At 43.5% G+C, this 14,299-nt stretch carries 9 protein-coding genes; all 9 read left to right on the top strand.

Annotation, left to right across the window (positions count from 1 at the left end):
• Nucleotides 1-5 precede the first annotated feature (5 nt).
• A complete protein-coding gene (locus tag ACSZOX_RS06630) occupies nt 6-1,829 on the top strand; it encodes a six-hairpin glycosidase (RefSeq protein ID WP_437919057.1) in 1,824 nt (607 codons plus the stop codon).
• A 1-nt stretch (nt 1,830) separates the two neighbouring features.
• Nucleotides 1,831-3,264 (top strand): sialate O-acetylesterase, encoded by a 1,434-nt coding sequence (locus ACSZOX_RS06625; RefSeq protein ID WP_437919056.1) that lies wholly within the window; start codon nt 1,831-1,833, stop codon nt 3,262-3,264.
• 11 nt (nt 3,265-3,275) lie between these two features.
• Nucleotides 3,276-6,053 carry a glycoside hydrolase family 2 TIM barrel-domain containing protein gene (locus tag ACSZOX_RS06620; protein ID WP_437919055.1) on the top strand — a complete coding sequence of 926 codons (2,778 nt, stop codon included), beginning with the start codon at nt 3,276-3,278 and terminating at the stop codon, nt 6,051-6,053.
• 6 nt (nt 6,054-6,059) lie between these two features.
• The gene (locus tag ACSZOX_RS06615; protein ID WP_437919054.1) at nt 6,060-8,798 is read left to right on the top strand and encodes a family 78 glycoside hydrolase catalytic domain; all 2,739 of its coding nucleotides are present in this window, start codon (nt 6,060-6,062) and stop codon (nt 8,796-8,798) included.
• A gap of 9 nt (nt 8,799-8,807) precedes the next feature.
• A complete protein-coding gene (locus tag ACSZOX_RS06610; protein WP_437919053.1) occupies nt 8,808-9,959 on the top strand; it encodes a sialidase family protein in 1,152 nt (383 codons plus the stop codon).
• A 96-nt stretch (nt 9,960-10,055) separates the two neighbouring features.
• Complete coding sequence (locus ACSZOX_RS06605; protein WP_437919052.1) at nt 10,056-11,207, top strand: iron-containing alcohol dehydrogenase; 1,152 nt, start codon at nt 10,056-10,058, stop codon at nt 11,205-11,207.
• A gap of 1 nt (nt 11,208) precedes the next feature.
• Complete coding sequence (locus ACSZOX_RS06600) at nt 11,209-12,147, top strand: dihydrodipicolinate synthase family protein (RefSeq protein WP_437919051.1); 939 nt, start codon at nt 11,209-11,211, stop codon at nt 12,145-12,147.
• A complete protein-coding gene (gene pdxA / locus ACSZOX_RS06595) occupies nt 12,140-13,165 on the top strand; it encodes a 4-hydroxythreonine-4-phosphate dehydrogenase PdxA (protein WP_437919050.1) in 1,026 nt (341 codons plus the stop codon). Before ACSZOX_RS06600 ends, pdxA begins: the two co-directional genes overlap by 8 nt.
• Nucleotides 13,166-13,171: 6 nt before the next feature.
• Nucleotides 13,172-14,281 carry a four-carbon acid sugar kinase family protein gene (locus tag ACSZOX_RS06590; protein ID WP_437919049.1) on the top strand — a complete coding sequence of 370 codons (1,110 nt, stop codon included), beginning with the start codon at nt 13,172-13,174 and terminating at the stop codon, nt 14,279-14,281.
• Nucleotides 14,282-14,299: the final 18 nt, after the last annotated feature.

Below are 14,299 nucleotides of genomic sequence, written 5' to 3'. Positions count from 1 at the left end.
AAGACATGAAATCAACCCTACTCGGTATAACAATGTGCTGCGCAGTGCAGATGGTCTCCGCTCAAGATACGGTAAAATATGTTGGGCAGACACTTTCCAATGTGGACTATCATCATGGACAACTGACTCCTGCTGTCGGTACGCATAATATTCAGGTATTTCGAGCCAATAGAGAACACCCTGATTTCAACGCTGGACACGAGTTTACCTATAATCATCAACCCTTTTTAGCGTATTGGAATAATAGGTATTACCTCCAGTTTTTGAGTAATCCCGTGGGTGAGCATATTGCGGAAGGAAAGACCTTGTTATTAACGTCAAAAGATGGATATAATTGGTCGACCCCAATGGAATTGTTTCCGCCATATCTTGTGCCGGAAGGTTTTACAAAACCTGGACGTACGGATAAAGCAGGTAAGGATCTATATGCGATCATGCATCAGCGTATGGGATTTTATACGGCTAAGAATGGGAAGCTCCTCACCATTGGATACTATGGAGTGGCCTTGGATGCGAAAGATGATCCAAATGATGGGAATGGTATCGGACGTGTGGTGCGGGAAATTAATGCAGACGGCTCCTTTGGACCAATTTATTTTATACGGTTCAACTCCTCGTTTAATCAAAAACTAGCAACCTATCCTTTTTATACGAAGAGCAAAGATAAAGCATTTGTTGCGGCATGTAATGAACTTTTAGGCAATCCTTTGATGATGCAACAATGGGTAGAGGAAGCGGATCGTGATGATCCTTTGGTTCCCTACAAACGCCCGATAAAGGCATTTGCTTTTTATCATTTGAAAAATGGAGATGTTATAGGGCTATGGAAACATGCGCTGACTTCCATCAGTAAGGATGGTGGTAGGAGCTGGGCTTACAATCCCCTACGCGCACCAGGCTTCGTAAACAGTAATGCTAAAATCTGGGGACAACAAACGAGCGATGGACGGTATGCAACAGTATACAATCCTTCCGAATTCCGTTGGCCGCTAGCCGTTTCTACCAGTAATGACGGACTGACCTATACCGATCTTTTATTGGTCAATGGAGAAATTACAACCATGCGTTACGGTGGAAACTATAAATCCTATGGCCCTCAGTATGTGCGTGGCATTCAAGAAGGGGATGGGATTCCCCCTGATGGCAACATGTGGTTGAGCTATAGCATGAATAAAGAAGATATGTGGGTCGCTAAAGTTCCTGTTCCAGTTACAGGAAACGTACAGGGAAAGGTATCGGATGATTTCTCGCGGGAAGGAATAGAGGCCTATAACAGATGGAATATTTATAGTCCGTTGTGGGCATCTGTAAGGTTGGAAAATAATGCGTTGCTTTTGCGGGATAAGGACCCCTATGATTATGCGAAAGCAGATCGAGTAATTGAATCAGCGAAAAAGGCGAAACTGTCCTTTACCGTAACGCCAAAGCAATCGGATACAGGCGTGCTTGATATCGAATTTACAGATGATAAGGGACTTGCCGCTGGTCGATTGATCTTCGATTCCGATGGCTTTTTGAAAAATAAAGCAGGCTACAGAAATGCAGCCGTGCAGTCGTATAAAACGGGTGAATCTTATCAAATCAATGTGCTGATAGACGTTGAGACGCGCTCTTTCCATCTCACAGTCAATGGTGTCGATAGGGGGACGAAGCTGTTTTTTCAACCTGTAGCACAAATTAGTAAGGTGTCTTTCCGTACGGGGGAGGTGCGTCGCTACCCGAATGCAGATACTCCGACGGATCAAGATTTTGATGTTAAGGATGCAGGCGAATCCGTGAAAGAAGCTGCATTTGCCATTTCTTCGTTTGAGGCAGAAAATTTGGATTAGGATGAATAGGATCTTACTTCTTTGTTGTTTTTGCATCGCTATGCAGTGCGGATATGCCAGGGTGATTTTGCCGAATATCTTCGCACATCATATGGTGTTGCAACGGGATGAACCGGTAAATATTTTTGGTACAGCAGCAACAGGTGAAATAGTTACCGTTAAATTTCATGGGCAAGTCAAGCAGACTAAAACGGCCGCAAATGGGAATTGGAAAGTTACCCTATCTCCCTTGGCGGCTAATGCGAAAGGAGAAGAATTAACTGTTCAGGGAACCAACAGTATCGTCTTAGCGGATGTCCTGGTGGGCGAGGTGTGGTTGTGCTCGGGACAATCCAATATGGAGTATCAAATGCGCAAATTGGCCAAGCTAACAGCGGCAAAAAATAACGCCTATTTTCCGAAAGATGAAGTAAAAGAAGCAAACAACCCCAATATTCGACTTTTTTTGGTTCGACGTAAATTCCTCGAAAAACCAGATAGTGCGTATGCAGGGTGGAGTGTCGCGCAGGATTCTGCTTTACGTCAATTCTCTGCAGCGGGATATTTCTTCGCTAAAACCCTACAAGCAGCATTAGGTGTACCTGTGGGTATTATTTCTTCGGCAGTTAGCGGCAGTAGGATCGAACCTTGGATTCCTGAACAAGAACTAAGAAATACGCCTTATTTCCGAAACAAGAAAATATCGGGTGACCCCGGCAAATTCTTTAAGTCGATGATTGAACCTTTAGCTCCTTATACGATCAAGGGCATTCTTTGGTATCAAGGTGAAACGAATGTCTTCTTGCAAGAAAACATCAGTTATACCTATAAGTTTAAAGCGTTGATTGACAGTTGGCGGGAAACCTGGGGGAATCCGGATTTACCGGTCTATTTTACCCAAATAGCACCGTTTCAGTACTCGCTTGATGAGAAAGGAAATAAGCGAATGGAACGCACAGTGTTGCCTGAATTTCGCGAAGCGCAGGATCTTGTACTTCAGATGAGAAATACAGGCCGTATTGTCACGACAGATTTAATTGATGATGTGAAGGACTTACATCCCAGTTATAAATGGGAAATCGGTCGTCGATTAGCGTTGCAGGCATTAGCGAAAACGTATAAGCACGCGCTGGAAGCTGATGGACCTACTTACAAGGCAATACAACTTAAAGGTAAACAAGTATGGGTGGCTTTTTACCATGCAGAGGGCTTACATGCTATAGACGGGAAGAACATAACAGGATTCGAGGTTGCGGGGAAAGATGGTGTTTTTGTGCCAGCAGAAGCCAAAATAGCAGGTAAATCTGTGCAACTTGCTGCTCCTGCTGTCCCGCAGATTGTCCATGTTCGATTTGCTTGGGACGAAGCTGCACAACCAAATTTAGTCAATGAAGCTGGCTTACCAGCGATACCATTTCGGAGCAATAACCCTTATCGAAAGTTAAAACTAAAATAATTAAATACGGAATGAAATCGTACGTATATATTCTATTGTCCTTATTTTTTATGTCCTGTGCCTTAACGTCTACTGCACAAGAAACAGTGCGTCGTTATCTTTCCGGTACTGGAAAAGATGATACCGTGCTATGGGATTTCTCGGTGTCTGCTGGTATGAAGGCTGGTCAATGGACGAAAATACCTGTTCCATCGAATTGGGAATTGCAAGGTTTTGGAACGTATAATTACGGTTTCAACAAAGAAGCGGATAAGGGGAAAGAAATCGGTAGTTACAAATATTCGTTTTTAGCAGATAAAAATTGGAAAGGAAAGCACGTTAATCTGGTTTTTGAAGGTGTGATGACTGATGCAGAAGTGAAGATTAATGGACAATTGGCCGGTGAGATTCATCAAGGAGCTTTCTATACTTTTAAGTACGATATAACCAAACTCCTTAAATGGGGGAAGCAAAACCTATTGGAAGTCAAAGTTGCAAAGCATTCCGGCAATAAATCTGTCAATGCGGCAGAGCGTGAAGGCGATTTCTGGGTGTTTGGTGGCATATTCCGTCCGGTTTTTTTAGAAGTATTGCCTGCTGTCCATATAGAGCGGGTGTCTTTAGATGCAAAAGCGGATGGCACTTTGCGCCTGAAGCTGAAAACGAAAGGTATAGCGGATGAAGCTGTCGTGCAGGTGTATGATGCAGCAGGAGAGAAATTTGGACTGCCTATACGTTTGCCTGTACATCAGGGGGAAGCATCCGGAGAAGGGCATTTTGAGCGACCTCAACTTTGGTCGTCGGAATTTCCAAATCTTTACAGGGCGGAAGTGCTGTTGATGAATCGAGGCCAAGTGCAGCATCGCATGTCTTCTAAAATTGGGTTCCGTACAATCGAAGTTCGAGAACGGGATGGGGTTTACATCAACGGGGTCAAAATGAAATTTAAAGGTGTCAACCGGCACTCTTTTTCCCCAGAATCAGGAAGAACGACAAGTAAGGCGCTTAGTATCCATGATGTCGAATTAATCAAGGAGATGAACATGAATGCCGTGCGTATGGCGCACTATCCGCCAGACACGCATTTCTTAGCGGTATGTGATTCATTGGGATTATATGTAATGAATGAGTTAGGAGGCTGGCATGGGCACTATGATACACCTACTGGTCAGAAGCTTTTACGGGAAATGATCGCTGTATCAGAAAATAATCCTTCAATCATCTTTTGGGCAAATGGAAATGAAGGAGGACATAACTCAGCCTTGGACTCGACTTTTTTTAGCGAAGATTTGCAAAGACGGCCATTGATTTATCCGTGGGCTGTATATGGAGGTTTTGAAACCACACATTATCGGGAATTTAACTATGGTATAGGAACATATGATCATGGGCATAATATTATCATGCCTACAGAATTTCTTCATGGAATGTTTGATGGCGGGCATGGAGCAGGAATTGAAGATTATTGGAAAGCAATGTGGAGTAATCCCCTGTCTGCGGGAGGCTTCCTTTGGGATTTTCAAGACCAAGGGGTGGTGAGGACTGATAAAGGCGGGATTCTCGATACGGATGGAAACCGAGGAGCTGACGGCATTGTTGGCCCACATTACGAACGTGAAGGAAGTTTTTATACCATCAAAGAAGTTTGGAGTCCTATTTTCTTTGAACGACGAGAAATGACGCCCGAATTCAATGGCGAATTTATCCTTGAAAATCGCTACGCATTTACGAATCTTGATGCATGTTCTTTTACATACACATTACAGCATTTGGGAATGGATGGCCGCGCCGATGTGCGTAAAACCGTGGCAGTTCCCGCTCCGCATATTAAACCCTTTGAAAAGGGACGACTAAAACTCAATTTGCCAACAGATTGGTATGCATACGATGTATTATATATAACGGCGAAAGATAGCCGTGGGCATGAAATTTACACATGGAGTTTTCCTATTGCCAGGCCCGATCGGATTGCGAAGACGCTGCTGAAAAAAGATGCTTCTGCGGTACAAATGGAGGAAACAGCTACTGCTTTTTTGGTGAAAGCAAATGGAATAGAATACCAAATTAATAAAAATACAGGCTTGTTAGAAATGGTCCGTAATCAACAAGGGACAATTCCTTTCGGTAAGGGGCCGGTATTGCAGGAAGCTGTAAATAACTACAAGAATTTTAGCATGCGGAAAGAACAGGATACTGTGATTATTGAATCGACCTTCGACAAAAAGGAAAGTTACAATACATTACGTTGGACGATCTTCCCCTCAGGGCAATTGAAAATGCATGTGCAATATTTTCCTGATAACTATTTTACACGTTTTGTGGGGGTGAATTTTGATTTGCCTGAATCAGAGATCAAATCCGTAGAATATATGGGGATGGGACCTTATCGTGTATGGAAGAATCGCATGAAAGGAACGCAGTTTGGCGTTTGGGATAAAGTTTACAACGATGTCGCTACAGGAGAAATCCCTTTTCAGTATCCAGAATTCAAAGGATATCATGCCAATATGTATTGGGCTACATTTAAGTTGAAGTCACAGTCGTTCCGCGTATTTACAGATCGCGAAGATGTGTTTCTTCGATTATATACACCAAAAGAACAGCAAGATACGGAGTGGAAGAACATGGAACCTACGTTTCCTACAGGCGATGTGTCATTTATGAATGGCATATCCGCCATCGGAACAAAGACACAGAAGCCCGAAACAACAGGTCCTATGGGGATGAAGCATGTGTATTATGATTTTGAGAAGGAGCCTATCCGAGCGTTACATATGGTCCTATATTTTGATTTTTCGAATAACCGATAGCATAAGATGAGAAGTTGGTCGATCTTTTTAGTTCTATTCTTAACCGTGGTTTCCGGTCATATCGTCGCAAATCCAATCGCGGCAGATTTGCGTTGCGAACTCTTGTCCAATCCACTGGCAATTGATGTGCTTCAGCCACGTCTAGGATGGAAGATTGGAACTAGCGAACGCAATGTCATGCAGCAGGCTTACCATGTTATTGTTGCATCTTCTATGGAGAACATGAACAACGATATAGGCGATTTATGGGACTCTGGAAAGACTGTATCTTCGAATTCTACAAACGTCATTTATCAGGGAAAGGGCCTAGCTTCCCGTGCGAAGGTCTATTGGAAAGTTAAAGTCTTTACGAATGCTGGTACGTCCGATTGGTCTACACCGGCAACGTGGACAATGGGTTTGCTGTATTACAAAGATTGGACTGGACGTTGGATAGGGTTTGATCAGTATTTTGAAAACGACGATGAAGCAACAGGGCAATTGGCTGCTCGTTATTTTCGAAAGGAATTTACGGTACAGAAAAAAGTCAAACAAGCTACGGCCTACATGATGGGATTGGGATTGTATGAATTACAGATCAACGGTCAAAAGATTGGTGAGCAAGTGTTGGCTCCAGTTCCGACAGATTATACCAAGAATATCCAGTACAATGTCTTTGACGTTACGGCAGCCTTAAAAAAGGGCCAACAAGCTCTTGGTATCATTCTAGGAAACGGTCGTTTTTATGCGATGCGCCAAGCGAAACCGTATAAAGTGAAGACTTTTGGTTTTCCAAAGGTGCAATTCCAGCTGATGATAACCTACGAAGATGGTACCTCAGAAATAATTAAGACGGATGATAGCTGGAAAGGTACTGCAGATGGACCAATAACTGCAAATAATGAGTATGATGGTGAAATCTATGATGCAAGGAAGGAGCTCATCGGATGGTCTACTGTAGGTTATGAGGATGGAAGTTGGCAACGGGCGGCTTATGTACAAGAGCCCGGAGGTACTTACGAGGCTCAACGTATTGGCGGTATGAAGGTCATGCAGGATATCCAACCTGTATCTATCGTAAAAAAGGAGGATGGAAAGTACCTTATCGATTATGGACAGAATTTCTCGGGCTGGGTGAAGATGCGCGTCAAGGGCAAGCCTGGACAGCAGGTTACTTTACGTTTTGCCGAGTCTCTCGATGAAAATGGCAACCTATTTACTACAAATTTGCGCGACGCTAAAGCAACAGATATATACATTATAGGGAGTGATCAGCAAGAGGAATGGGAGCCACGCTTTACATACCACGGTTTTCGCTATTTGGAAGTTGAAGGCTATGCTGACGTTGCTTTGAAAGAGAATTTTATCGGTCGTTTTGTTTATGACGATATACCAACTATAGGTCGCTTCTCTTCTTCCAATACCTTACTGAATCAGATTCATCAAAACGCGTGGTGGGGGATTGCATCGAACTATAAAGGTATACCTGTTGACTGTCCTCAACGGAATGAACGCCAGCCTTGGTTGGGCGATCGGCCTACAAGCGCTTATGGTGAGAGCTTCCTATTTGATAATGTAAATTTCTACAACAAATGGTTGGAAGATATTCGCCTATCGCAAAAAGAAGATGGTGCTATTCCCGATGTCGCGCCTGCTTTTTGGCGCTATTACAGTGATAATATCAGTTGGCCTGGAACATATGTCATGATTGTCGATATGTTATACCAACAATCGGCGGATACACGTGTTGTAGCAAAGCATTATGAGGCGATGAAAAAATGGATGGACTACATGCGCATCCGCTATAGCAACGAAAAAGGCATTATTACAAAGGACAGTTACGGTGATTGGTGTTTCCCTCCGGTAACGATAGAAGAGGGGCGAGGCAAGATCGCTGATAAGAAATACCCAAGTGCACTTATTTCTTCGGCTTACTATTACCATCTCCTAAACCTTATGACCAAATTTAGTGGGCTGCTTGGAAACGCTGCCGATAGTGTTCGATTTGAAGAGGTCGCAAAGCAACTGAAACAAGACTTTAATCGGACATTCTATAACGGCGATGGGAATTATGGAACGAAGAGCTTGACGGATAATCTCCTGCCGATGTATTTCGGATTGGTCGAAGAGCACGAAAAAACGAAACTAGCCAATCGTATTGTGGAGATTATCGAAAAAGAAAATAAAGGGCACCTCAGTACGGGAGTCGTCGGAACGCAGTGGATTATGCGGACCTTAACCAATATGGGGCGAGCAGATCTGGCCTATCGCTTGGCGACAAATACCACTTATCCTTCTTGGGGATATATGGTAGAAAATGGAGCTACTACCATTTGGGAGTTATGGAATGGCAATACTGCTCATCCGAAAATGAATTCCCAAAATCATGTGATGATGTTAGGCGATTTGTTGATTTGGTATTATGAACATCTCGCTGGAATAAAGTCTGCTGAGAATGGTTTTCAGACGATAGAGATGAAACCCGAATTTATAACGGGATTGCAACATGTAGACGCAACCTATACCTCCCTTTATGGAGAAATTGGTTCGAATTGGCGTAAAAGCAAAAATGTGACGGAATGGATTATTCGGATTCCTGCGAATACAAAAGCAAGCGTGTTTATGCCCGTATCTGATGTAAAGGCTATTACGGAAAACGGTAAAGCTTTACTTCCCAACAACACGATCCAAATTGATCGAGACGACAAGGGCAATGTCCTGTTGGTCATAGGGTCTGGAGAATATCATTTTAAGATTAAAAGATAGTATAACGATATGATAGTACAAAAACAGACAATCCTATTCATCGTAGGACTTTTGTTCTTTTCAACTTTACAGGCGCAGGAAAATGCGTTGCAAAAATGGAGAAAGGGAATCGTTAAAGATGAGTTTATTTACAATGAAGCGTCGTTCCCTTCGTGCCATTCGGCCACACTTGCTGAAACACCTACGGGCTTGGTATATGCATTCTTTGGAGGTACGAGGGAACGTCACCCAGATGTTGAAATCTATGTTTGTCGATTGGAAGATGAGCAGTGGTCGACACCTGTCTCTGCAGCGGACGGCGTGCAACCGGATGGCACTAGATTACCAACATGGAATCCGGTGCTTTACCAGATACCAAACAGCGACCTATTGTTGTTTTATAAAATTGGGCCAAAGCCATCGGAATGGTGGGGGATGTTGAAACGTTCAACAGACGGAGGCAGGACTTGGTCGGCGGCAGAAAAATTGCCAGAAGGCTATATCGGGCCGGTGAAAAATAAACCGGTACTGCTTAGCAATGGAAATCTTATTTGTCCAACCAGTACGGAGGGAAATGGATGGAATATTCATTTTGAGATAACGCCCGATTTCGGTAAGACATGGCGCAAGGTGGGGCCTATTGATCGGGGCAAGGATAACCTCAATGCGATACAACCTAGTATTTTGGATCACGGAAAAGGGAAACTGCAGATTTTGGCAAGGAGCCGGAATTGGGCAATTGTAGAATCTTGGTCTTATGATAACGGAGAAACATGGACAGCACTTGAGAAAACAACATTGCCAAATAACAATTCCGGAACTGACGCTGTCACGACGACAAATGGTAGTCATGTATTGGTTTACAATCATGTATTGCCTCCCAAAGAGAATCCTAAAGGAGCGCGTACGCCTTTAAATGTGGCTGTGTCGAAAGATGGAAAAAAATGGGATGCCGTTTTGATTTTGGAAGATTCTCCGATTAGCCAATATTCCTATCCGGCCGTAATACAAACCAAAGACGGACTATTGCATTTCGCCTATACGTGGAGAAGGGAAAAGATGAAACATGTTGTTGTGGATCCATCCAAGTTAAAGAAAAGAAAGATAAGAGATGGGATCTGGCCTGCAGTAAAAGGATATACGCTTCCAACATTAGAAACATATAAAGCGGAAGAAGAATAGTGTCACCGAGAAGCATTCGTGACATTACAGTATTGGCCGTACACACGCCAATGCTTGACAATCATTGAAGACAAAAAATTGTAGAAAGAAAGACATATGTCAGTAGAACGCATATTAAAAATAAATTTTCCTGGTAAACTCGTTTTTGGGAATGGAGTACTGAAGCAACTTGCCGAAGATGTGGTTGCGCTCGGCTGTCGGTCAATCCTCTTGATGACAATCAAGCCGTTAGTGCAACAATTGGACGCATTGGTAAACGATTTAGAAGGGCATCAGATTCAGGTTTTGATCGATACCAGCATCGAACAAGAACCCTCATTTCAGGATTTTAAGCGGGTATTGGATCAATATAAAGCTATCGCTATAGATACCGTTATTGGCATTGGAGGTGGAAGTGTATTGGATGTGGCTAAGCTTGTTGCCGCACAGCTTGAAAGCGATCAAACACTAGAAGATATTGTTGGCAATGGCTTATTAAAAGGCCGGTCGAAACGATTGATTTGTGCGCCTGCCACCTCAGGTACAGGAAGCGAGGTTTCTCCAAATGCGATTTTGGTAGATGATGAAAATCAGAAGAAAGGGATCATCAGCCCATTTTTGGTTCCCGATGCTGTTTATGTAGATCCGTTGCTGACGGTGGGTTTACCTCCTGCCATAACAGCGGCAACAGGGCTTGATGCATTAACACATTGTTTGGAAGCTTATACAAATAAATTTGCCCAGCCATTTATCGACATGTATGCTTACGAAGGAATGCGTTTGATTGCTTCAAATCTAGTGGAAGCTGTAAAAAATGGAACAAATACGCAGGCGAGACAGGATGTGGCAATGGGAAGCCTATTGGGTGGCTTTTGTTTGGGACCGGTAAATACCGCGGCAGTGCATGCCCTATCGTACCCATTAGGAAGCATGTTTCACTTGGCGCATGGGCTTTCGAACGCTCTATTGTTGCCCTATGTAATGGCCTATAATTATAGTGCTGCCCCCAAAAAGTATGCAGAAGTTGCAATTGCTCTAGGATGCGCACGCCGCGATACAGATGAAGAAACAGCACTGGCCGGCATTGAGAAAATAAAAGAATTAATAAGAGACTGTGGTATTCCTGCTCGCTTGCGAGATGTGAATATTCCGCAGGAAGCTATTCCACAAATGGCTGAGGATGCCTTAAAAATTACAAGACTGCTTGTTAACAATCCGCGTGAAGTAACATTGTCGGATGCCCTAACCATATTTAACGAGGCCTATTAAAATGAAAGACGAAACAAAATTAAAAGAGACGATTGTCCCGGTGGTAGCACCATTGCGACATGATTTGGAGCTCGATCAAGATGCCGTGGCGCGGATATTTTCCTACCTGTATGCAAATGATGCTATTCCATTTATATTAGGAACGACGGGTGAATCGGCCTCACTTTCGAACGCGTTTAAGGAAGAATACTTGCGTGCGGCAGTTGCTAATAAGCCACACGATAGAAAACTGTATGTGGGCATATCATCCAATATATTACAGGACTCAGTATCGTTTGCAAACCTTGCGGCTAGTTTAGGTGTAGAAGAGGTGGCAGCGACACTTCCAACCTACTACAAATTGTCAGAAGTGCAAATGGAGAAATATTTTCTGGAGTTGGCTGAAGCTATCGAGACAAACCTCATCGTGTACAATATACCGGCGACAACACACATGTCTATCCCGTTGGAAATGCTTGATAGATTAAGCTACCACCCGAAGATTGTAGCGGTTAAAGATTCTGAACGTAGCATGGAACGGTTGGATAGATCTTTAGCATTATGGAAAGATAGAACAGATTTTAAACACTATATGGGTTGGGCAGGCGCTTGTGTGTATTCCCTGTTGAATGGTAGTGATGGTATTATCCCGAGCTCGGGCAATTTTGCCCCGGCGGTTTATGCAGACATGTGTAGGGCGGTAGAGCAGGGAGACGTAGCACGTGCAGAAAAGCTGCAAGAACAGTCAGATCGATTAGGTACACTTTATCAGGCCAATAAATCTTTGGGTGAGTCTTTGTGGGCATTAAAAGTTTTGATGAAACAGCTAGGCCTTTGCGAACCCTATATGATGCCACCTTTGTATGCTTTGGGAACGCAAGAAGAGAATAAATTGATTGAAGAATTTCAAGCATTAATTGTTAACGAAAATATTAAACTGAATATTGTAAATCATGTATAAACCTATCATTGGTATTACCATGGGCGATCCGGCAAGTATCGGTCCCGAGATTGCATTAAAAGCTTTATTGGATGAACGTGTACAGCATATTTGTAGACCTATTTTAGTCGGAGATGCAGCGGTATTTCGGCAGATAGCAATACAATTACAGCTGCCGATTTCTATACATGCGATTGCGGACGTAGCTGATGCAGCTTTCATCAAAGGACAGGCGGATGTATTCGATTTACAAAATACAGATTTATCCAAGATAACATTTGGAAGCATCTCCGCAGAAGCAGGAAACGCTTCCTTTGAATCGGTAACAAAAGTTATAGATTTGGCGCTCGCGGGTGCTGTCGATGCAACAGTCACTGGACCTATAAATAAAAAATCAATAAACGAAGCAGGGCATCACTTTGCAGGACATACCGAGATCTATGCACATTATACCGGCACAAAGAAGTATGCGATGTTGTTGGTGGAGAAAAATATGCGCGTCATCCATGTATCTACCCATGTATCCCTTCGTCAGGCCTGTGATTTAGTTAAACAGGAGCGTATTCTGGAAGTGGTAGAACTCTTGCAAAATGGTTTGGTTAGTCTAGGAATTTCTAATTTAAAAATTGGTGTTGCAGGCCTCAATCCGCATGCCGGTGATTCGGGGCTTTTTGGAACCGAGGATGATGAAGAGATTGCTCCAGCAGTAATAACAGCTAAGGAACGCGGGTATGATGTGGAAGGGCCAGTTCCGGCGGACACGTTGTTTGCAAAAGCCGCAACGGGCTATTATGGCGGTATCGTTGCCATGTATCATGATCAAGGACATATCCCTTTTAAACTGACAGGCTTTAAATGGAATGCAGAAAAAAAACAAATGGATAGTGTCAAAGGCGTAAACATAACGATGGGGTTGCCAATTATACGCACGTCTGTGGATCATGGGACAGCTTTTGAAATTGCGGGCAAGGGTGTGGCGAGTCCTGATGCCATGATCTTGGCCATAGAATCAGCTGTACAATTGGCGTTAAATAAATAAGTTGGTATGAAGCCGATTTTGGTGATAGCAGATGATTTGACAGGCGCAGCAGAGATTGGCGGTTTAGCGCTCCGTTATGGTCTGTCGTCACAAATTGTCCATACGCTGAAAGGCGACTTTGACACGGCCATCGTTATACTTAATACCGATTCCCGGTCGCTAAAAATAGACAAAGCCTTGTCACATTTGGGGGCATTATTTCCTCCACAAGCGAAGTCTGATTGGGAATGGGTATACCTTAAATTTGATTCTGCACTTCGTGGGCATATAAAACAGGAAATTCCATTTTATAAGGAGATTTTTGGAGATAACCGCGTGTTTTTTTGCCCGGTGAATCCGAAGCTAGATCGGGTGATTCAAGAAGGGAAATACCTCGTAAATGGCATTCCTATCGCTGAAACCGACTTTGCCAATGATCCTGAATTTCCCATACGTAGAAGCTCTATTTTAGAGCTTTTGGGAAGTACGGTTTGGCAATTGTCAGATCAGCTGTCGGATGTTGGAGACGACGACGTCTATATTATTCCCCATGTTTCCGATGCAGAAGGTCTGCAATATTGGGGACGCCAGGTTTTGGAAAAGACGCTATTTGCAGGGGCAGCAGCTTTTTTTGAAGAACTGCTGCGAAACCATATCGATGAAAAAAAGCCCCTCGTATTTAATGTGGAAAATCGACAGGGAAATCGGGTATACATCTGTGGTTCTAAGCATGAGGAAAGTGTGGAACGTGTAAAATCGTTGTCTACAGCTCATGTTATCTACTGGCATAAGCCAGGTGGCGAATGGAATATTGCAGGGCAGATGAAAGATATCCTGATGAAACAGCAAACCCTGGTGTTTGCCATTGCTTCGGATGTTGCTAGTGAAGCCCGTGTGATTCGAAAGAGTATGGCGACAAGTATCGCTATGTTACGCGAGCAATGTGTGCTAAGTGAATTAATAATCGAGGGAGGAGCGACTGCGCGAGCGGTGCTGAAAGCGCTCCATATTGACGCCCTTTGTCCCAAGCGTGAGTTTGGTCCCGGTGTCATTCAATGTGAGGTTCCTGGACAAGAGCTTTGGATAACAATGAAACCGGGAAGTTACAATTGGACAAAGGAATTATGGGTATTTTAGCCCAGTAAAGAAAAACCG

Origin of the sequence: Sphingobacterium sp. LRF_L2, from assembly GCF_965644235.1 — a bacterium.
Taxonomy (GTDB): Bacteria; Bacteroidota; Bacteroidia; order Sphingobacteriales; family Sphingobacteriaceae; genus Sphingobacterium.
This window is presented reverse-complemented; position numbering and strand designations above follow the sequence as displayed.